Source organism: Mesorhizobium sp. 10J20-29, assembly GCF_054130485.1.
Window position 1 is genome coordinate 1,142,888 of sequence record NZ_CP199156.1, and the last position, 19,580, is coordinate 1,162,467.

General features: G+C 62.0%; 18 protein-coding genes and 3 pseudogenes. 17 read left to right on the forward strand and 4 right to left on the reverse strand.

The window, feature by feature from the left end:
* Positions 1–77 precede the first annotated feature (77 nt).
* Positions 78–1,607, forward strand: a complete 1,530-nt coding sequence (locus ACT2BZ_RS05500; protein ID WP_457939844.1) for an amino acid ABC transporter permease/ATP-binding protein — start codon at positions 78–80, stop codon at positions 1,605–1,607.
* Positions 1,608–1,710: 103 nt separating this feature from the next.
* Positions 1,711–2,835: a LacI family DNA-binding transcriptional regulator gene (locus ACT2BZ_RS05505; RefSeq protein ID WP_457939845.1), complete on the forward strand. Its 1,125-nt coding sequence runs from the start codon at positions 1,711–1,713 to the stop codon at positions 2,833–2,835.
* A 40-nt stretch (positions 2,836–2,875) separates the two neighbouring features.
* On the opposite strand, the pseudogene ACT2BZ_RS05510 reads toward ACT2BZ_RS05505, so the two are convergent.
* Both ACT2BZ_RS05510 and ACT2BZ_RS05515 read right to left on the reverse strand, forming a co-directional pair.
* Positions 2,876–3,049: pseudogene (locus tag ACT2BZ_RS05510) on the reverse strand (IS3 family transposase); the annotation flags it as partial.
* A 124-nt stretch (positions 3,050–3,173) separates the two neighbouring features.
* The gene (locus tag ACT2BZ_RS05515; protein ID WP_457939846.1) at positions 3,174–4,055 is read right to left on the reverse strand and encodes an alpha/beta fold hydrolase; all 882 of its coding nucleotides are present in this window, start codon (positions 4,053–4,055) and stop codon (positions 3,174–3,176) included.
* 1,177 nt (positions 4,056–5,232) lie between these two features.
* On the opposite strand from ACT2BZ_RS05515, the pseudogene ACT2BZ_RS05520 reads away from it, so the two are divergent.
* A pseudogene (locus ACT2BZ_RS05520) lies at positions 5,233–5,595 on the forward strand (DUF4238 domain-containing protein); the annotation flags it as partial.
* Between the two features lie 19 nt (positions 5,596–5,614).
* Entirely contained in the window at positions 5,615–6,157 is a 543-nt protein-coding gene (locus tag ACT2BZ_RS05525) for a DUF4238 domain-containing protein (protein WP_457939847.1), read from the forward strand.
* A gap of 76 nt (positions 6,158–6,233) precedes the next feature.
* Here ACT2BZ_RS05525 and ACT2BZ_RS05530 read toward each other — a convergent pair.
* Positions 6,234–6,346 (reverse strand): annotated as a pseudogene (locus tag ACT2BZ_RS05530) (thermonuclease family protein); the annotation flags it as partial.
* Between the two features lie 673 nt (positions 6,347–7,019).
* The gene (locus tag ACT2BZ_RS05535; protein WP_457939848.1) at positions 7,020–7,379 is read right to left on the reverse strand and encodes a cupin domain-containing protein; all 360 of its coding nucleotides are present in this window, start codon (positions 7,377–7,379) and stop codon (positions 7,020–7,022) included.
* A gap of 22 nt (positions 7,380–7,401) precedes the next feature.
* Between ACT2BZ_RS05535 and ACT2BZ_RS05540 the strand changes: the two genes are divergently transcribed.
* The 13 genes from ACT2BZ_RS05540 (at position 7,402) to ACT2BZ_RS05600 (ending at position 19,549) form a co-directional block, all read left to right on the forward strand.
* Complete coding sequence (locus ACT2BZ_RS05540) at positions 7,402–9,003, forward strand: FAD-dependent oxidoreductase (RefSeq protein WP_457939849.1); 1,602 nt, start codon at positions 7,402–7,404, stop codon at positions 9,001–9,003.
* 41 nt (positions 9,004–9,044) lie between these two features.
* A complete protein-coding gene (gene dctP / locus ACT2BZ_RS05545; RefSeq protein ID WP_457939850.1) occupies positions 9,045–10,106 on the forward strand; it encodes a TRAP transporter substrate-binding protein DctP in 1,062 nt (353 codons plus the stop codon).
* Between the two features lie 66 nt (positions 10,107–10,172).
* Positions 10,173–10,694: a TRAP transporter small permease subunit gene (locus tag ACT2BZ_RS05550; RefSeq protein ID WP_457939851.1), complete on the forward strand. Its 522-nt coding sequence runs from the start codon at positions 10,173–10,175 to the stop codon at positions 10,692–10,694.
* Positions 10,691–12,004, forward strand: coding sequence for a TRAP transporter large permease (locus tag ACT2BZ_RS05555; protein ID WP_457939852.1), 1,314 nt, complete (start codon positions 10,691–10,693; stop codon positions 12,002–12,004). The genes ACT2BZ_RS05550 and ACT2BZ_RS05555 overlap by 4 nt, the downstream gene beginning before the upstream one ends.
* Positions 12,005–12,025: 21 nt before the next feature.
* Complete coding sequence (locus ACT2BZ_RS05560) at positions 12,026–12,541, forward strand: cupin domain-containing protein (RefSeq protein ID WP_457939853.1); 516 nt, start codon at positions 12,026–12,028, stop codon at positions 12,539–12,541.
* A 7-nt stretch (positions 12,542–12,548) separates the two neighbouring features.
* Complete coding sequence (locus ACT2BZ_RS05565) at positions 12,549–12,863, forward strand: NIPSNAP family protein (protein WP_457939854.1); 315 nt, start codon at positions 12,549–12,551, stop codon at positions 12,861–12,863.
* On the forward strand, positions 12,860–13,687 hold the full coding sequence (locus ACT2BZ_RS05570; RefSeq protein ID WP_457939855.1) for an alpha/beta fold hydrolase: 828 nt from the start codon (positions 12,860–12,862) through the stop codon (positions 13,685–13,687). The genes ACT2BZ_RS05565 and ACT2BZ_RS05570 overlap by 4 nt, the downstream gene beginning before the upstream one ends.
* Complete coding sequence (locus ACT2BZ_RS05575) at positions 13,684–14,490, forward strand: aspartate dehydrogenase (RefSeq protein WP_457939856.1); 807 nt, start codon at positions 13,684–13,686, stop codon at positions 14,488–14,490. The genes ACT2BZ_RS05570 and ACT2BZ_RS05575 overlap by 4 nt, the downstream gene beginning before the upstream one ends.
* 97 nt (positions 14,491–14,587) lie before the next feature.
* Entirely contained in the window at positions 14,588–15,373 is a 786-nt protein-coding gene (locus ACT2BZ_RS05580) for an SDR family oxidoreductase (protein ID WP_457939857.1), read from the forward strand.
* Between the two features lie 32 nt (positions 15,374–15,405).
* Positions 15,406–16,146 (forward strand): SDR family NAD(P)-dependent oxidoreductase, encoded by a 741-nt coding sequence (locus ACT2BZ_RS05585; protein WP_457939858.1) that lies wholly within the window; start codon positions 15,406–15,408, stop codon positions 16,144–16,146.
* Between the two features lie 38 nt (positions 16,147–16,184).
* Positions 16,185–17,147 (forward strand): dihydrodipicolinate synthase family protein, encoded by a 963-nt coding sequence (locus ACT2BZ_RS05590; protein WP_457939859.1) that lies wholly within the window; start codon positions 16,185–16,187, stop codon positions 17,145–17,147.
* Between the two features lie 18 nt (positions 17,148–17,165).
* The gene (locus ACT2BZ_RS05595) at positions 17,166–18,911 is read left to right on the forward strand and encodes an oxidoreductase (RefSeq protein ID WP_457939860.1); all 1,746 of its coding nucleotides are present in this window, start codon (positions 17,166–17,168) and stop codon (positions 18,909–18,911) included.
* On the forward strand, positions 18,908–19,549 hold the full coding sequence (locus tag ACT2BZ_RS05600; RefSeq protein WP_457939861.1) for a TetR/AcrR family transcriptional regulator: 642 nt from the start codon (positions 18,908–18,910) through the stop codon (positions 19,547–19,549). The genes ACT2BZ_RS05595 and ACT2BZ_RS05600 overlap by 4 nt, the downstream gene beginning before the upstream one ends.
* Positions 19,550–19,580 lie beyond the last annotated feature (31 nt).

Below are 19,580 nucleotides of genomic sequence, written 5' to 3' on the forward strand. Positions count from 1 at the left end.
CGAGCGTCCAAAAATGGTACCTACCGGCCGGGCCCGTGAGCAACGGTGCCCGGCCGAATTCTTGATTGGATTGGGAAATGGGCTGGTTCGAAACATTCTCCCGCAGCTTCCTCGACTTCCAGGCGATGGCCGACGTGCTGCCGAACATGGTCATGGTCGGGCTCAAGAACACCTTGATCCTGGCCGTTGCATCTACATTTTTCGGCACCGCAATCGGCATCGTGCTTGCGGTGATGGGGATCTCCGAAAATCGACCGCTGAAGCTCGTCGCACGGGTCTACACGGACATTTTTCGCGGCCTTCCTGCGATCGTTACGATATTGATTATCGGTCAGGGCTTTGCCCGATTGAGCCGTGACCTGTTTGGTCCGTCGCCTTACCCGTTGGGTATTCTCGCTCTCAGTCTTATCGCGGGTGCTTATATCGGTGAGATATTCCGGTCTGGCATCCAGAGCATCGAGCGCGGACAGCTCGACGCCACCCGCACGCTAGGAATGACCTATGGCCAAGGCATGCGACTGGTCGTCATCCCGCAAGGCATCCGCCGCGTGCTGCCGGCGCTGGTCAACCAGTTCATCGGCAACGTGAAGGACTCTAGCCTTGTCTACTTCCTCGGTCTGCTCGCGTCAGAGCGTGAACTCTTTCGCGTTGGCCAGGACCAGGCCGTCCTGACCGGCAATCTTTCACCGCTTCTGCTGGCGGGTGCGTTCTATCTTCTGATTACAGTGCCGCTGACCCATCTGGTCAATTTCATCGACACGCGAATGCGGACTGGCAAACGGATTGAGGCTGCAAAGAGCGGTCTGGTCGAAGTGGCTGAACTCGCCGAGGTGGCCCAGTCCGACACCTCCAAGGCGCCAACGACCGCGCGTAAACGCTTCAAGGGCGGCAGCATCGAGGTCCGGAATATTGACATGGCCTACGGCGAGATCCAGGTGCTCCATGATATCAGCTTGAAGGTGGAGCCTGGCACTGTCACCTGTCTGATCGGGCCATCCGGTTCAGGCAAATCGACATTGCTGCGCTGCCTCAATCGGCTTGTCGAGTGCCGGGCCGGTGACATCCTGCTCGACGGCGAGAGCATCTACGAATCGACTCCAGACCAACTTCGCCGCCGCGTAGGCATGGTGTTCCAGCAGTTCAACCTGTTCCCAGACCGCAGTGCACTGGCCAACGTCACCTTGGCACTGCGTAAGGTGAAGGGCATGTCGCGCGAGCACGCCGAGGCCGCAGCCACCGCGAAGCTTGCCGAAGTAGGTCTGAGCGAGCGCAAGGATCATAGGCCCGCTAATCTATCGGGCGGACAGCAGCAACGCGTGGCAATTGCACGGGCATTGTCGCTGGAGCCTGAAGTCATGCTGTTCGACGAAGTCACGAGCGCTCTCGACCCGGAACTGGTGAAGGGCGTGCTGACCCTGATGGCGGACCTTGGCCAGCGCGGAATGACGATGGTGGTCGTCACTCACGAGATGAACTTCGCTCGCAAGGTTGCGAACCAGGTCGCCTTCATGGATGAAGGACGGATCGTCGAAGCTGGATCTCCTGAGGATATCTTCGACAATCCGCAGAGCCCGCGCCTTCAGCGCTTCCTTTCAGAGGTGTTGTGAACGAATGCTGCGAGCTATGTAGTGGCGGGGTCGTGCGCGTGGATTCCGCACAAATGGCCTCTCACTCCGCGCAGAGGTCGGATGAGTTAATGGGATCTGTCGAGTGACGACCCGAACAACGAAGAACGTAACCATTATCGAGGTCGCGCATCGGGCCGGTGTGAGTCCGGCAACTGCTGGACGCGTACTCGGCGATTACGGCTACGCGAGTCCGGTCGTGCAGGAAAAGGTCAAGTCGGCTGCGGCGGAACTGGGCTACCGACCTAATCGCCTGGCCAAGGGCCTGATCACTGGCAAGACCCAGACCATTGGCGTGGTGGTTGGTGACATCGAGAGTCCGTTCTACGCGAGTGTGCTGCGCGGAGTTGGCGACGTTGCGCGCAGCAGGGGCTTTGGCGTCATTGTTACCAACTGCGACGAGAATGCCGAACTCGAGCGCGAGGCGGTGCAGCTACTTCTCGAAAAGCAGGTTGACGGGCTGATCGTATCGTCTACCTTTGTTGAGGATCCGCTCCACCTCAAGGCAGCTGTTGCATCTCAATGTCCGATCGTTCAGTTCGACCGGATCGTGGAGGGACTGGAAACCGATTCTGTTGTGGTGGACAATGTTTCGGTGACACGCGGTAGCGTCGCGAGGCTGATCAAGGCTGGCCATCGACGCATCGGTATATTGGCCGAACTCGTCCCCGGTAAGAGCGACGATTTAGCTACCTTCGTAGGTGCTGCAGAACTCACTGGCGAGGATACTCGATATCATCTTCCGAGCTGGCAGCGCTTGCTCGGCTATCTGGAGGCTCACAGGGAAGCCGGAATAGAGCCCGACCTGGAGCTGATCCGCCGAGTGGTCGTCTATTCCAGCGAGGCGGCTCGCAAGGAAGCGTTGGACCTCTTGACTATTCGCAACCCGCCGTCCGCGCTGTTCACCGCCGACGGTGTTATGTCGACGGGCGCGCTGGAGGCAATCGCCGCATTGAAACTTTCCGTACCAGAAGATGTCTCGCTGCTCTGCTTCGACGATCTCGACTGGATGAAGTTTGTGGCAACAGGCATCACAGCGATCGCGCAGCCCTCCCACGCAATCGGTGCAGCCGCGGCAGAGCTTCTGCTGGAGAGGCTGCTCGACAACACGCGGCCTTTTGAACACCGCGTCTTGGCGGGACACTTGGTTGAGCGCAGTTCGATTTCCGTACTAGAAAGCTTTGCTTCCGTTGCCCACGCCAAATCTTAGTTCACAAAACCATTCCTCTGTATGAAAAGCCCCGAGTCTTCTAGACGCCCTCGGTTTTCATTTCCCGCCGCCGCTCGAACTCGACGGGTGACAGCATCCCGTTCCTCACATGCTTGCGGATAGGATTGTAGAACATCTCGATGTAGTCGAACACGTCCTGCCGTGCCTCGATGCGGGTCTCGTAGATACGGCGCCGTATCCGCTCTCGAGGAATGCAGCCCAGTCCATAATGGTGAACTGGGAGCCCTGGGGTGCATCGTCCCGTCGAGCCAATCCGTGCCGAACTGCCAGTCGTGAACTTGCGAACTCCAGCGACGACCACTGCGTGCCCTTTACGTTCAATGCTTCAGTAGGAAATCCGTGATGGCCTTGATGGATCTGTCGGGTGCGTCCTCGTGAACAATGTGAGACGCGCCGTCCACGACATTGAGCCGCGCACGGGGCAAAAGCTTGAGCAGCCGTACCGACATTCTGTGAAACGCAGAGGGACTTTCCGATCCCACCAGAAGTAGCGTCGGCACCCCGACGGTTGCGACCTGGCGCTCGTCCAGCGCGGGAAAGCCCTCTCCAAGCATCTGAGCCTTGTCGGCTTTTCTGTTGTCCCAGATCTGTTGATACCGTTCCGGGCTCAATCGATCGAAGCGGGACGATCCCAGGACACCTCTTCCAAACATCTCGATGGCCGCCTTGTCGTCGCCGCGCCTGAATGCCTTTGCGGCGGGCTCCATCACGTAGCCACCGAGCTTCAGGATCGCAAGTCCCGCGAGAGGTGATCTGGCAAGCATGGACAGGACTTGTCCCGGCCTCACCGGAAAGTCGAGAAACAGAGTTAGGACCGGAGGCTCAATCATCACAAGGGAACGAACGAGTTCGGGGTGTTGCATGGCAGTCATCAGGACGATGACACCACCCCAAGAGTGGCCGATCAGGTGGGCGGGCGCCGGCATGTTCGATCGAAGGATTTCAGCCAGATCGTCGACATGGGTCTGGATAGGATCGGCCGCACCGTCGGGAATGTCTACATTGGGCCGTGCGAACCTGCGGCTGTACGCAGTGACTCTCCAGTGACATCCCAGTTCTGGCACCACATCGTTCCAGGTGCGCAGGTCGGACACACCTCCATGCACCAGGACGACCGGATCCCCCTGACCTGCCTCGACATAGGCGAGCTCCGTGCCGTTGATATGGAACCTTTGTATACTGGAAAACTGATCTTCCATGCTCGAAGCATAGCAAGTTCTGCCTGGCGTGTCGTTGCGCCTTGGCATGGCAGAGAGCAATCTAACCGAGAGCTAGCCTTGCAGGCCGTGCGCTGCCCGAGTGCGAGGCATGAATGCGTGCGGTAGGGCGACCCTAGATCCAACCCTTCTTCACAGCGTCACGCCACAAGGCCCGTGCGTACTCTTCGGGCGTTCTGCCGTTTGCGTTGCTTTTTCGTAGAACCTCACCGTCTTCTTCGGCATCTGCGTAAGCGGCGCAGACTGCATCTTCGTCCCGGCCAATTGTCTGAACCAGTTTCCGCATCAGTTCGCGCTGGCCAAATGGCTGTTTCCTCAACATCGGTGACCTCCCCTTCACGAAGATCATATACTTGGGGAAAGTTTGCCGTCCATAGACCCCTGCGGCGTTCAGCAGTCGTTACACTAACCCCACCATCGCAAAACTTCGGCCAACTTTGGTCGTGTATCGGCCTCGCCGAGAACTTGTGCCCCGCAGCCGCAATACAGAGTGATAACCGCTGTTGGCCTTGTTAGGCGCCGCTGTGGGGCTTCACATGATTTCCATGATGCAGCGCGTGGCCGAAATCCGCGGCCTCACGTTATGTTCGAAACCACTGGTTCGCCAGCACCGCACCGTCTGTTCTTCCGTCTGTCCGCGCCGATCGATCAAACTGTACCGCGCAAGTCAGCCAGACCCCGGTGACGCTCTCTCCGCCATCTGACCAAACACTGTCTGTTGCTAAGTGATTGTTATTGCGCGGAAGGACCGTGTGTCGCCGCGATTTGGCGGACGGGTTAGAGGCCGTTCAGCCTACTGTGGCGGACAGATGTTTGTCTGAAGCCCGGAGCGCTGCGGGTTTCGGATTCCTGCTGCACCGTCCGTCCGACCGTCTGTCGTCACGGCGTTGTTTGTCATTGGGCAGAAACTAAACTGCGGCCTCTCGCGTCATGCAGTCGCTCGCTGGACTACGACAACGGAAGCTGGCTTCATATGGAGATGAACCCGGTTCTTTCGACCCAAAGCGCAGACCTCTAAAGCTGCCATTTCGCTGTAATAGGGACACCAGCATTGCACGCCTATTGATCCGCTCAAGCGCCGCCGCCATCTACAAAAGTAGGCACCCTTTTTATGGCTAGTACTTTGCCCTATCACAAGCCAACAGTCGAGCTGGGCACGATGCCATCGAATCCATCTACCAAGCACCATTTCATCCCGGCATTTTACTTGCGCCGTTGGGAGAGCCCTCCGACTGGCAAGTTGACCGAGTATTCGAACCCTTATCAGCGGAAGATCGCCGTCAAGGCGGTGACGGCTGAGCGTACAGGCTACGAGGAGCGGCTCTACGAACTCAAGGGTTATGAGCCCACTCTGGCGCAGCAGGTCGAAGAAACCTTCTTCAAGCCTGTTGATACTTGGGCGTCGGATTCACTGGACATGTTGGAGGCTTACGGCCACTACGCGCCGTGGGACACCCAAAGCCGGTCGTCTTGGAGCCGGTTCATCCTGTCGCTACTTCTCCGTTGCCCGGAGGACGTCGCCATGTTCCGGGAGTGGTGGCATGAAGACTTCAGCACCACAGATGCTGAAGCAGAGGCACGTTATCAGGCGATTCCGCGAGCCTGGTGCTCCGGAAACTTTCTCGGAGTACCTGGCTGGCCAGCCGCTGGCCGAAAAGGAGCGCCACCAGTTCGACGTGTTTTACACGTTGGTCGACCACGAGAACGTGGGTTCGACGCTTAATGGAATGCACTGGAGGGTGCTGCAGACGGCACCGCATGCGCCGACCCTGCTGACATCCGACAGACCGGTCATCCGTACGCCGCTCGGGGCCACGGAGGCGCATGTGGTTCTACCGATCGGACCACGGCTGATCTGGATCGGCGGAAGCAATGCCGACTTCCTCGAACGCGTGCGTCTAGCTGACCCCGTCCAACTTGTGAAAGAGGTCAATCGCCAGGTCGTGGAGGGAGCGAAGCGGTATGTCTGGGGCGCCGACGCGAGCCATCTCCGATTTGTCCAGAACCGCTTCGGCAGCAATCCTCAGCCGCGGGTGATGGAGAGCGTAGTGGCTCGGCGCCGGGCAGCGGTGAACGCGAAGTAACCGGCAGTTATGAGAGTGAAGTCTCCCGCCTTACACTACTTCGCCGGAGCTTACCTAGTCTTGAAGCGAAAGGGATCTACCCGCACCAAGGCTTCGGCGTTGGCGGGCAGCGACCGGACCCGCACACGAACGGCACAGCCAGGCCCTCCGAAAGAGCGTGTCGCCAACGTCGCGGCCGTCAACGCTGAGAGCGGAACCAGACCTTCGCGGCTTTATATCTGAACGGCGGCACTGCGGACTTTTGAGACGTTGCCCTGCACCTTTGAACGGGCAAGTTGGGCGGAGAGCGGTCGTCCGCCGTAATGGGGACGAACGGCAGCAACGGGCCGGGTGCAGACGGTCCGGTTGTGGCGAGTGCTCCGCGACAAGCTGCCATTCAAGGTCTGGCCCATCTGCTTTCCGCGACTGCCGACATGCCTCTAGGATCCGTGCTGCTCGTGGATCAGGGTTGGCGGACCTATTACCTAGTTGCGTTGCAGTGCCCTTGGCCGCAGCTGCAGCAATGGTCGCTTTGCGCCGGCGGTTGCCCCACCCGGAGCGTGCTTCCCTCGCCTTGCCGCCCCGATCAGCGGTGGGATCGGGACCGGTCTTTCGCATGGCGGCCATCTTCTGCATGTTTTCGGCCGCCAATCTGATCTTCATTCGCTTCCTGCCCAGCGTCATCGTAGAGTCGGCGGGCCTCAGCCCGCGCCAAGCGATGATAGTTGTGCTAGTCGGCGCCCTTCTCCTGGGGCTGGCGCACGTCGCTACCAGCGAGGCTGTGCGCCCGGAGCGAACCGCTACTGACTGCGGCAACCGCCTCCGTTGCCGTCGGCATGGCCGCGCCGCTCTGCGCTTCTGCACATCCTCGATCTGGACGGCGTCAGGGAACGTATCGGCGGGATAGTTCGGCCCGGTCCTCGTAGCTTGCCTCGAAGATTGGCGCGGCTAGCGTGGCGCGGACCTTGAGAATGCCCGAACCGACATTGCGGAACCCGTGCTTCGCACCGGCGGGAATCAACACCGACTGCTGGGGCTTTACGATCATACTGTCCCCACGAAGGAAAACCTCTGCCTCGCCCTCCATGATTTCGAGCACTTCCTCGACGGCGTGGAGGTGGATGGGCGCACCAAGGCCGGGGTCACAGAACTGTTCGAAAATGCACAACTGGGCGGAACTATTCATCGCTGAGACGCGCATCAGCGTCATTACGCCATCGCGCCATTTCTCGAGCGGCTGCATTTCGTGTTTCAGAACATTCATAATGCACTCCACAAATTGGAAAAACCGAGCGGCCTTCGCCACGCAGATTGACAGGCCATTTCAAGCAGTCATACTGACCTACATGTCAGTAACCAAATCCGGAGACGGGCTCAAGACAGATATCATTGTCGTCGGTGGCGGCGGATCCGGCTTGATGGCCGCGCTCGCTGCCGCGCGCGCTGGCGCCCGCGTCACGCTGCTGGAGAAGAACGAGTGCCTTGGCGGCACCACTGGGCTGTCCGTAGGCACTATTTGCGCAACGGGGACGCGTCTTCAGCGCGCGGCTGGGATCAAGGACGGTCCGGATTCGCACTTCGTCGACATGGAGAAATTCATGGGCGATCGCGCTAGTCGCGATAATCTCCGTCTGCGGCGCATTCTGGTTGACAATGCGTCGGAGGCGGTAAGGCTTCTCGAAGAGCTCGGCGTCACGTTCATGGGGCCGCTTCCGGAGCCGCCGCATACACAGCCACGTCTGCACGCCGTACTCCCGCACTCTCGGAGCTTCGTGCGCCACCTCGAAAAGGCCTGCCGCGAAGCCGGCGTTTCGATCCTGACCGGCCGCCGCGTCACGGGGCTAGTGAGGGACGCGGGCGCCGTTCGGGGTGTCGAGATCGAGGAGCCGCGGGGGCGAGAGCGGGTCTCCGCTTCGCGCGGAGTGATCCTTGCTTCTGGCGATTTCAGCTCGGCGGAGACGGAATATAAGCAGCGCCACATGAGCGGCTCACTTCTGAAAATCGGCGGTGTCAACCCTGCGAGCACGGGCGATGGACAAAAGATGGCGGAGGCTGCGGGTGCGGAAGTGGTGAACGGCGATTTAGCCTGGGGGCCTGAGATACGCTTTTTCGCACCGGCGCGCCCCGGGCTCATCTCCCGCACGCCGACCAACCGTTTCGTCGCGCAGTCGCTGTTGGCGGCAATGAAGATCCTGCCGCAATGGGCGCTCAGGCCTGTCCTGCTGCGCTTTGTGACAACATTCCTTGCGCCCTCGCCGCGGTTGTTCGAGGAGGGAGCGATCCTCGTGAATTGTCTCGGGGAGCGCTTTTGCGACGAGTTGGGCCGCCCGCAGGACGCGATCGGCGACCAGCCAGACCAACTGGCCTGGATCGTGATGGACGAGACGACCGCGCGCAGGTTCACGACTTGGCCTTACTTCATCTCCACAGCGCCCGGCGTAGGGTACGCTTACCTACCGGATTACGCCCGCTCCCGGCGGGACATCTACGCCACGGCTCCAGATCTTGCCGGACTGGCGGCGAAGACGGGCCTGCCCGGGGAGGCTCTGGAGCGCAGCGTGGCACGCCCTTACAAAACGCGTGCGTCAGGTGGCGACTTCCCTCGTCCAATGCGTGGCCCATTTCACGCGCTCGGCCCCGCCAAATCTTGGATCGTCTTCAGCGAGGGCGGTGTCCGCATCGATGAGAATTTCCGCGTGCTTGATAAGGCGCGCGAACCGATCCCCGGTCTTTTCGCGGCAGGTTCCGCCGGACAAGGCGGGGCGATACTCGAAGGTCACGGTCATCACCTGGCCTGGGCCTTCGTTTCCGGTCTGCTTGCTGGCCGCGCCATCGCTTCAGCGGCGGAACTCCCGGCAATGGACTGATCAGTCGGATGAATACAACAAAGCAAAAGAGAGGGTACGACATGTCATCTGGTAAACTCGCAGCTTCGGCCGCGCTGGCCTTCGGTCTCGCCTTTGGCGCGCACGGCAACGCCGCAGCGCAGGAGACGATCGAGCTAAACATGGCGACGCCGTGGGCGGGCGGACACTGGCTCGAATTCGGTGCGCAACGCTATGCCGAGATCGTCGAGCAAATCACTGATGGGCGCATTAAGATCAACGTATTCCCCGCGGGTGCGCTCGGCCCGGCGTTGAAGGTCACGGAGACAGTCCAGACCGGCGTCGCCGATCTTGGCCATGCCTGGCCAGGCTATGACTGGTCGGTGGACCGCACCGCAGCGATCATTTCGGGTTGGCCGGGAGGGCCGAACCCTGAAGAAATGATGCAATGGGTCTTTAACGGCAATGGCGGCGCGCTCTGGAAAGAGTGGCGCATGGAAAAATTTGGCGTCGTCTCAATCCCGTGCGGCACGCCAGAGACAGAAATTTTTATGCACTCGCACAAGCCGGTGACCAAACCCGAGGACATGCAGGGCCTTAAGCTGCGCACCTCCTCCTCCTGGGCTGAGATCGCGCCGATGCTCGGGGCTTCCACCGTCGTTCTGCCCGGCTCCGAGGTGTTCTCCGCACTCGAGCGTGGCGTCGTGGACGCCATCGAATGGGGTGGTCCCGGCGGCAACGAGCAGGAAGGCTTTAACAAGATTGCAAAATACGTGATCACGCCCGGCCTCCACTCCCGCGCCGCTGCCCATGACTGCATTTTCAACGTCGATGTCTGGAATCGCATCCAGGAGAAGGACCAGAAGCTCCTGGAGCTCGCGGGCAAGATGGCGTGGATGGACGCTTATCTCAGCTATGTGAAGCTCGATATCGAGGGCTACAAGAAGATGAAAGCCAACCCGGACAATGTCTTCCTGACGGTTGAGCCGAGCCTGGTCACCGCAGTCAGCGAGGCCTCCACCAAGTGGGCGGAGGAGCAGTCCGCTTCCAACGAGTGGTTTAAGCGCATCTACGAGGACCAGAAGGCGTTTCTCGACGACATGAAGCTTGAGGCCGAGTTCCGCTTCCCGATCGGCGCGCGCTGATCTCCGTCGACTCGGACCGGCGCGGCTCGACCGCGCCGGTCTTCCTATTGAGAGGACCGTCTCGCGATGAAGTTTTCTGCCCTGGTTGGCCTGATCGGACGCGCCTCTCTCTGGTCCGGTCGCCTGAGCGCGCTGTTCGTCTCGCCGCTCGTCGCCGCGATGGTTTACGAAGTGGTCAGCCGCTATTTCTTCAACGCCCCGACCCAATGGGCGTTCGAAGTCAGCTACATGATGATGGGTACGATCTTCCTGCTGGGCATGTCGTACGCCCTGTCTGTCGACCAGCATGTGAAAGTCGATTTTCTTCACGCAAAACTGCCACCGCGCGTGATCGCGACCATCGACTCCGTCGCCTACGCCATTCTTACGGTCATGATGCTCTGGCTGACGAACACGCTGATCTTCAATGCGATCAATGTCTACAGCACCGGGGAAGGTTCAGGCCTTTCGTCCTGGAACCCCAAGATCTGGCCGTATCGCGTGATATATGCCGTTGGCTTCGCGCTACTCGCGCTGCAATGCCTCGCCAAAACGATTCAAAATCTTCTGATCGCGTTCGACGCTGAATTTGGGGACGACAAGCGATGAATTCCGATATCGTCCTCTGGATGTTCCCGGCGCTGATTGTTCTCATTTTCCTCGGGATCCCTGTCGCGTTCTCAATGATGCTTACAGCGCTGGCTTTCGGGCTCATGCGCTTTGGCGACACGGTTTTCTATCAGTTTGCTCAGCGGGTCGACGATGTAGCGACGAACTACGTGCTCGGCGCGATCCCGCTCTTCGTCTTCATGGGCGCGATACTCGAGCGAGCCGGAATTGCGGAACGGCTCTTCGACGCCCTCTACATGTGGACACGCCGCCTTCCCGGCGGACTTGCAGTCGCGGCACTCCTGATGTGCACGATTTTCGCAGCCGCAAGCGGCGTCGTCGGGGCGACCGAGACGCTGGTCGGAATGCTCGCCATTCCGGCGATGATGAAACGCAACTATCATCCACGTCTCATTGCCGGTACGATCTGCGGTGGCGGCTCACTGGGAACTGTGATCCCTCCGTCGATCCCTGTGATCGTGCTTGCGCCAATGGCGACCCTGCCCATCGGCGACCTAATGGCCGGCATTCTCGTGCCCGGCCTGATGATGTCGGGTCTCTTCGTCCTCTACATAGTCATCGTCTCTGCCCTGCGCCCTGAATACGCGCCGGTCGATGAAGGGAAAGATCCGCGCAGCCTCGGCGAGAAGCTCATGTTCACGATGACAGCGCTTGTGCCCCCGACAATACTGATCGCCACGGTGCTCGGCTCGCTCTTCATGGGACTTGCCACGCCGACGGAGGCCGCCGCCTGCGGCTCGGCGGGCGTGCTGATCCTGGCGCTCTTGTACGGACAGCTGAATCTCCGCGTACTCTTCCAGGCTTCATTGCAGACCATTTCGCTCACGGCGATGATCATTGCGATCGTTCTCGCAGGAGGGATGTTCTCAGGGGTCTTCTTCGCCTCCGGCGGCATGGGGCAGGTTCAGGGCATTCTCCGCAGTTTTGGGCTAGACGCCTGGTCGGTCGTTGCGATTATTCTCTTTATCGCGTTCCTGCTCGGATTCATCGTCGACCTCATCTCGGTCGTGCTGATCCTCATCCCGATCTCGATGCCGCTGCTCAAAATCTATGGGATCGACCCGCTCTGGTTCTCCATCGTCTTTCTCGTGATGCTTCAGACGAGCTATCTCACACCCCCGATGTCGCCTTCGATCTTCTACCTGAAGGCAATCGCTCCACCAGAGATACGTCTCAAGGACATGTATTGGGGCGTAATACCCTTCATCTTCTGCCAGTTGACGGTGCTCATCCTCGTGCTGCTCTTTCCCGGGCTCGCGACCTGGATGCCGGACCTCATCTACAACTGACGGGCAGGAAAGGAGATCGCGATGAGCGAGACAGAAACGCAAAGCCGGTCCATCGTTCTCGGCCCGGAAGACGGGGAGAGCTTCTGGCAGCCCGTTCCCGCCAACGGGTTCGTCCGGAACCTGCTCAACCAGGAAAAGACGGGCGGCGCTGCCGGCTTCTCCATGGGCGTGCAGACAGTTGCGCCGGGCTGCTCCATCCGCGAGCACACCCATGACGCCCATGAAGAGGTGATCTTTGTCATCGGCGGGCGCGGTTCCACCCGGATCGAAGGCGAGGATCACCCCATCGAGAAGGGCTCCTGCGCCTATATCGGGCGCGGCCTGAAGCATCATTTCATCAACCCGAACGACGAGCCGTTGAGCTTCACATTTCTCCTCATGCCGGGCGGGCTGGACAGTTTCTTTGCCCGCATCGGACGCCCGAAAGCGCCAGGCGAGCCTGCGCCGGAACCATTCCCCCGGCCGGAGAACATTGCCGAGATCGAGCGTGAAACGGTGTTCGGCTGGGTCGATTCCAGCTTCGATCAAAAAAAGTGAGCGAACAATGATCTATGAAGAGCGTGACTATCGCATCAAGGCGGGCAAACTCGCCGAATTCGTGAAGCTCTACGGCGAATACGGCCTGTCGATCCAGAAAGAGCTGCTGGGCACGTTCCACGCCTATTTCACGTCCGAGATCGGCGAGTTGAACCATGTCGTCGCATTGTGGAGCTATGAGAGCCTCGACGACCGCACCGCCCGGCGTACGAAGATGTTGGCCGACCCCCGTTGGCAGGACTATCTGAAGCGCGTCGACGGCTTGATCGACGTGCAGACGAGCCGAATCCTGACTCCCGTATCCTACTCGCCGATGCAATGAGTGCGGCGGGCGACAGTACGGTGGGCGAGAGCTTCTTCGCCAGCGCGGATGATGGCGCAAAACTCAAGGCCTGGTCGCATGGCTCGGGCCGGCGCGCGCTTCTTCTCGTCAGCGGTCTGGGCGGCACCGGAGGCTTCTGGAAAGAGGTCGCGCACGCTCTTTCCGGCAACATGCGCGTCCTGCGCTTCGATCAGCGCGGGATCGGCGCCAGCGAACGCGGCAGCGCGTCGGTTTCGATCGACCAGTTGGCGCGGGATTGTCTCTCCGTGCTCGGCGCCGCCGGCATCGAACGCGTCTTCCTGCTCGGCCATTCGACCGGCGGCTGCATCGGACAGGCCTTCGCCCGGATCGCGCCGGGCCGGACAGAAGGATTGATCCTGAGCGCCGCCTGGATGCGCCCGAGCCATTATATGGCGGCGCTTTTCGGTACGCGGCGCGACATGCTTGCCCATTCGCCTGCTACCTATGCGGCGAGCGCGGCGCTCCTGTCGCATCCGCCCGACTGGCTGGAGCAGAACTGGGGCGTCTTCGAGGCCGGCGTTAGGAACGCGCCGGCAACACCGGAGGCCGTCGCGGTGGTCAGGGAGCGGATCGACGCGCTGCTCTCTTTCGACGGCAGCGCTGAGGTCGGCTCGCTCACGCAGCCTGCGCTCGTGCTGGGTGCGCGCGACGACATGATCGTCCCGCCCTTCCTTCAGGAGGAACTGGCGGCGGCGCTGCCCTCGGCGGAGCTGAGGATCATGGAGAGCGGCGGGCATTTCTTCCCCGTCACGCGACGCGACCGGATGGTGGCCGAAATCTCGGACTGGATCGGGGCACGATGACGCAACGACGCATACTCGTGATCGGCTATGGCGCGATTGCCGCCGAACTGGTCTCAACGCTACGCGATCCCGCGATCTTCGGTGCCCGTGTGGGCGTGATGCTCCGCCCCGGCTCGCCCTCGCAAGCGAAAGTGCCCGACGGGGTCGACGTCATTGAATCCACGGTCGAGGTCGCAGCTTTCGGACCCGATCTCGTGGTTGAGGCGGCTGGCCATTCGGCGGTGAGGGAGTCCGTCCCCGGCCTTCTGGCTCTCGGCCTGCCCGTACTTGTCTCCTCCATCGGAGCGCTTCACGACGACGATCTCGTCAAGCGGCTTTCTGACACCGCGGAAGCGCATGGCGGGAAGCTCGTGCTCGCTTCCGGCGCGCTCGGTGCACTCGATTACATCCGCGCGGCGCGCAGTTCGGGCGCACTCGACGTCACCTACGAATCCCGCAAGCCTCCAGCAGCCTGGGCGGGTGACTTGAAAGCGCTCGGCCATGACCCGAAAACGCTCGCGGTGCCCGTGACACTCTTCGAGGGCACGGCGCGGGAGGCGGCCGCCGCCTATCCGCAGAACCTCAATGTCGCGGCGGCGCTCGCGCTCGCAGGGCCGGGCTTCGACGGCGTGCGGGTCCGCGTGGTCTGCGATCCGGAGGCAAGGGGCAACACCCATGTCGTAACCGCGTCGAGCGAGTTTGGCACGATGCGTATCGAGATCGCAAACCGACCCTCCCCCGCCAATCCGAAATCGTCCTGGATCGTCGCCCACTCGCTGTCCGCCGCGATCCGCCAGCACTTTTCGCCGATTCAGATGCTGTAAAACAGGCGATCGAGCAGTGCCTTTTGATTGCGTGCTGAAGACTGAAATGCTACTTACTGACATGTCAGTAAGTTATCAGACACAGGGAGAATACCAAATGAAGCTTGCCGACCGCATCGCGATCATAACAGGCGGAGGCTCGGGCATCGGCCGCGAGGCATCCCGTCTCTTCGCTGCCGAGGGCGCAACGGTGATCGTCGCGGACCGCGATCTCGACGCAGCCCGCTCCGCCGCCGATGACATCGTCGCAAACGGCGGAAAAGCTGAGGCGATAGTCGTCGACGTCGCGCGCGAGGGAGACGTCAAGGCGATGGTGGAGAAGACGGTTGCGGCGCATGGCCGGCTCGACATTCTCGTTAACAATGCGGGCTACGGGTTCGCAGGTACGGTTGTATCCACCGCCACCGAGGACTGGGACGCGCTGATGGCGGTCAACGTCAAGGGCGTCTATCTCGGTTGCAAATACGCAATTCCGGAGATGGCCAGGAACGGAGGCGGCGCGATCGTCTCCACCGCCTCGGCGGCAGCCAATATCGGGATTCACGACCGTGCGGCATATGTCGCGTCGAAGGGCGCCGTTGCGGCGCTGACGCGGGCAATGGCGATCGACCATGTCGACGACGGCGTGCGCGTCAACGCCGTGGCGCCGGGCACGATCGAGTCTCCCTATTTTGCCGAGATTTTGAAAGGGCCGGATTCCGCCGACCTCCGCCGCGGGCTTGAGGAGCGCCAGGCGATGAACCGGCTCGGCAAGCCGATAGAAATTGCCCAAGCCATGCTCTGGCTGGCCAGTGACGACGCGTCCTTCTGCACAGGGACCGTCCTTGTCGTGGATGGCGGCTGGACCGCCCGCGGCGACCGCAAACCGAAGAAGAAGGCCTGAGGCCCATGTATGGACTGAATGGAAAGAGCGCCATGGTCACAGGTGCCGCGCATGGCATCGGCAAAGAGATCGCGACCCGGCTTTTGAAAGAAGGATGCGCTGTCGGCCTGCTGGATTTCGACGCCGACGGGCTGGAGGCGACGGCAGCCGCGCTTTCTCCCCTTGGCAAGGTCTCCCACGCCGCCTGCGACGTCTCCTCGAAGGAATCCGTCCAAACGGGCGTCGCGAAGCTGACCGACGATCTGGGCGCGATTGACATCCTCGTCAACAACGCCGGCATCTGCAAAGTCGGCAAGTTGCTCGATTGCGAGGAGTCCGTCTGGCGCGCCACCTTCGGCGTAAATGTGGACGGCATCTTCCACATGGTTCGCGCCGTCGCACCCGCGATGGTCGCGCGAGGCGAGGGCTCGATCGTCAACATCGCCTCGTGGATGGGCAAGTCCAGCGTCGCCGCCTACGGTGCCTATTGCGCCTCGAAATTCGCCGCCGTCTCCCTCACCCAGTCGCTGGCTTGCGAGTTGGGCGAATCCGGCGTGCGTGTCAACGCGGTCGGACCAGGCCTGATCGTCGACACCAAGATGCGCGACGAATCCGAGGTGCTTCGCAAGGAGCAGGGTCTGCCGAGCGCTATTGATCGCGCGCAAAGCATCCCTCTTCGCCGCCCCGGCGTTCCCGCCGACATCTCCAACGCCGTTCTCTTTCTCGTCTCCGACCAAGCGTCCTACATCACGGGCGAGACGATCAGCGTGACCGGCGGCCTCTGGAACGACTGATTTCAACACCCGCCATGAACCAGCAAAGGAGTGACCCCATGCCTCGTTTCAAGGACTACCGCCCTGCCGGTGTGATTCCGGCAACGCTGCTCGCGCTCAACGAAGATCTGAGCATCGACGCAAAGGAGACGCGCAAGCATCTTCGCGAATGCGCACTGGTCGACGGCGTGTCCGCCGTGACGGTCAACGGTCACGCCTCCGAGGTTCACGCATGCACGTTCGACGAGCAGCGCATGATCCTCGCCGATTCCCTTGCGGAGGTCGGCGACCAGGTGCCTCTGATCAACGGTGTCTATGCCGATGGCTCGCTCGAAGCGGCAAAGATCGCCCGTATGGCCGCCGACGAGGGCGCGTCCTGCCTCCTAGTCTTTCCGCCCAACAGCATGGCGATGGGCGGGCATCTTCGCCCCGAGATGGCGATCGAGCACTACAAGCGCATCGCGGGTGAAACGGACCTGCCACTCATCGCGTTCCAGTACCCGATGGGCACCGGGCTCGGCTTCACGTTCGAGACGCTCTTGCAACTCTTCGAGGAAGTCCCGACCATCGCGGCGATCAAGGACTGGTCGAACGATCCGATGCTGCACGAGCGGCATATCCGCACCTTCCAGAACCTAGCGCGCCCGGTGAATGTGCTGACGACGCATTCCGCCTGGCTGATGTCCTCGCTCACATTGGGGTGCAACGGCCTTCTCTCGGGCTCCGGCAGCGTGATCGCCGATCTTCAGGTCGCGCTGTTCCGTGCCGTGCAGGCTGGCGATCTGAAGCAGGCGCAGGCGATCAACGACCGGATCGTCCCCCTCTCGCAGGCGTTCTACGCTCCGCCCTTCCTCGACATGCACAACCGCATGAAGGAGGCGCTTGTGCTGCTCGGTCGGCTGGAGAAATCCTTCGTGCGTCCGCCGCTGATGAAGCTGACGGAAGCCGAGATCGGCCGGATCGGCGAGGCGTTGAGTCAGGCGGGCGTCACTCGCGACGGCGCCCTGCCCCTCGCGGCTTGACCCCGAGGACCCGGTCCGATGCCGAAAGGCGACCAACGGCCCGGCCGCCTGTTCCATCCGGGCCGGATCGGCCCGCTATCGCTGAAGAACCGCGTAATCATGGCTCCCATGACCACGCGGCTGGCGGATCGGGACGGGTTCGCCACCGATGCGGGCCTTGCCTATTACCGCGCCCGCGCTGCCGGCGGCGTCGGGCTGCTTACGGTTGAAATGGCGGCGCCCGAACGGGTCGGCAAGCACCGCCATTTCGAGCTTGGCGCTGCGGACGATTCCTTCCTCCCCGGCCTTTCAAGGATCGTCGAGGCGATTCACGCCGAAGGCGCGAAGGCATCGATCCAGCTGGGGCATGGTGGCGGCCACACGCGCGTCGACATATGCGGAACGACACCGATAGCCCCCTCGGCGATCCCTCACAGCGTCCAGGAGGGGCACACGGAAGTAATCGTCCCGGAGGCCATGAGCCGCGCACGGATCGCGGAGACCGTCGACGCTTTCGCCGCAGCGGCCGAACGCATGGCCAGGGCCGGCTTCGATGCGGTCGAGCTTCACGGCGCGCACGGCTATCTTCTCTCCCAGTTCATGTCGCCGATGGAGAACCGGCGGGACGACAAATATGGTGGCTCGCTCGAGAACCGGGCACGTTTCGCGCTCGAGATCACGCGTGCGGTCCGCGCCGCCGTTCCCGGCCTCGCCGTCATCTTCCGCATGAATGGCGATGATTTCTTTGAGGGCGGCATCACTCCGGATGAGGCGGTTACCATCGCTGGTTGGGCCGCCGGTGCGGGCGCGGACGCAATCCATGTCACCGGCGGGCATTACCGCTCCCAGCCGAACGCCGCGATCATGATCCCGCCGATGGCCACGGCGCCGACACCGTTTCTCGGCTTCGCGCGGATGGTGAAGGCAGCCATCGACGTACCGGTGATCGCTGTCGGTCGCTTCGGCGACCCGGCGGCGGCGGAACGCGCGCTCCAGGCTGAGGAAGCCGACTTCATCGCGCTCGGCCGACCGCTTCTCGCCGACCCGGACTGGCCCCGCACGGCGCGCGACGGGCACGAGGTTAGGCGCTGCCTCGCCTGCAATAGCTGCGTTGACGGCATGCGCGCGGGCGAGCGGCTCCAATGCATCGTCAACCCGCATGCGGGCCGGGAAGCCGACCAGCGCGGGGCCCCGTGCCGGTCCGGGCAACGCATCGCGGTGATCGGCGCCGGGCCGGCCGGGCTAGCCTACGCCGCGGAGATTGCCGCATTGAACGACGTGACCCTCTTCGAGAAATCCGACGGCGTCGGCGGGGCGTTGCGCCTGGCCGGTTTCGCACCGCTATTCCAGGGCGTGGAAGCGAACCGGGAGAGTCTTCTGGCCCATGCTGAAGCGCAACTGCGCCGTTGCCGCGAGCGGGGCGTTGTGGTCGAGCTTGGCGCAGACCCGCTTGCCGACGCGGGCCGCCTCACGGAATTCGACCATATCGTCATCGCGACGGGCGCGCGCTACCGCGCGGGGGCTGGCCCCCTCGTCACCGCGCTGCTAAGAACTGGGTGCGCCCGAATCGGACCCGTCGCCGCGCTCGGCCGTCGCCCGGCGTTTCGGGACTGGTTCTACCATCGCGCCCGCGAGGCGACCGGCCCCCGGATCTCGGCCCGGCTCGAAGGGCGCAGCGTCGAAGTGATCGGCGACGCGCTGCGACCGGGAAAGACGGGCGCGGCCGTTGCCAGTGCGTTCGAGGCGGCCTACCGCCCCCTCGCGCGGGCGGAGGAGCGGCCATGAAGATCGAGACCAAACCCCTGGAGAAGGGCCTCCCCAGCCTGCGGGACGATATCAAGCGTGTCACCGTCACGCTTCTCCTGCGGAACGGCTACCAGGGGCTCAGGTTTCGCGACATCTCGGATACGCTCGACACCACGCGGGCCAATATCCACCATCATTTCGGCAACAAGCAGAATTTGTGCGAGGAAGTCATCGTCGAGTATGTCGGGCACACGCTCGACAGCTGGGAGCGAAACTGGGCCGGCCCGTCGACGCTGGCGGAGAAGATCGAGGGGATGAAAGAGGCGAACCGCGCCCGCTATCTCACCCACAACCCCACCGGACGCACCGTCAATCCCTGGTCCCTGATCGGCAGGATGCGGCTGGAGCGCGACATCATCGGCCCGCGCGCCCGTGAGGCATTGGTCGCTTTCGGTGTTGCGCTTGACAGGATGGTCCTTGCCGGGGTGTCGACGGCGATCGAGCGGGGCGAACTCGCGAAGGACACGCCCCGAGAGGCAGTGGCGCTGCAACTCGTCGCCGTCGCCGACAGCGCCGGGTTCATCACCCTGGACGGCGGCGATTTCAGCCGCCTGGAGGAGCTCTATCGCTCGATCAGCCTGATCGTTCATCATGCGTACGGGGTTAGAGGGAACTGATTCTCGTCAAGTCAGACAAGGAATTGACCCC

Coding starts and splice junctions, on each gene's coding strand:
- ACT2BZ_RS05550 (WP_457939851.1), top strand. CDS start 10,173: ATGAAGTTTTCTGCCCTGGTTGGCCTGATCGGACGCGCCTCTCTCTGG.
- ACT2BZ_RS05555 (WP_457939852.1), top strand. CDS start 10,691: ATGAATTCCGATATCGTCCTCTGGATGTTCCCGGCGCTGATTGTTCTC.
- ACT2BZ_RS05580 (WP_457939857.1), top strand. CDS start 14,588: ATGAAGCTTGCCGACCGCATCGCGATCATAACAGGCGGAGGCTCGGGC.
- ACT2BZ_RS05595 (WP_457939860.1), top strand. CDS start 17,166: ATGCCGAAAGGCGACCAACGGCCCGGCCGCCTGTTCCATCCGGGCCGG.
- ACT2BZ_RS05525 (WP_457939847.1), top strand. CDS start 5,615: ATGAAGACTTCAGCACCACAGATGCTGAAGCAGAGGCACGTTATCAGG.
- ACT2BZ_RS05500 (WP_457939844.1), top strand. CDS start 78: ATGGGCTGGTTCGAAACATTCTCCCGCAGCTTCCTCGACTTCCAGGCG.
- ACT2BZ_RS05560 (WP_457939853.1), top strand. CDS start 12,026: ATGAGCGAGACAGAAACGCAAAGCCGGTCCATCGTTCTCGGCCCGGAA.
- ACT2BZ_RS05590 (WP_457939859.1), top strand. CDS start 16,185: ATGCCTCGTTTCAAGGACTACCGCCCTGCCGGTGTGATTCCGGCAACG.
- dctP (WP_457939850.1), top strand. CDS start 9,045: ATGTCATCTGGTAAACTCGCAGCTTCGGCCGCGCTGGCCTTCGGTCTC.
- ACT2BZ_RS05585 (WP_457939858.1), top strand. CDS start 15,406: ATGGTCACAGGTGCCGCGCATGGCATCGGCAAAGAGATCGCGACCCGG.
- ACT2BZ_RS05535 (WP_457939848.1), bottom strand. CDS start 7,379: ATGCAGCCGCTCGAGAAATGGCGCGATGGCGTAATGACGCTGATGCGC.
- ACT2BZ_RS05540 (WP_457939849.1), top strand. CDS start 7,402: ATGCACTCCACAAATTGGAAAAACCGAGCGGCCTTCGCCACGCAGATT.
- ACT2BZ_RS05600 (WP_457939861.1), top strand. CDS start 18,908: ATGAAGATCGAGACCAAACCCCTGGAGAAGGGCCTCCCCAGCCTGCGG.
- ACT2BZ_RS05575 (WP_457939856.1), top strand. CDS start 13,684: ATGACGCAACGACGCATACTCGTGATCGGCTATGGCGCGATTGCCGCC.
- ACT2BZ_RS05570 (WP_457939855.1), top strand. CDS start 12,860: ATGAGTGCGGCGGGCGACAGTACGGTGGGCGAGAGCTTCTTCGCCAGC.
- ACT2BZ_RS05565 (WP_457939854.1), top strand. CDS start 12,549: ATGATCTATGAAGAGCGTGACTATCGCATCAAGGCGGGCAAACTCGCC.
- ACT2BZ_RS05515 (WP_457939846.1), bottom strand. CDS start 4,055: ATGGAAGATCAGTTTTCCAGTATACAAAGGTTCCATATCAACGGCACG.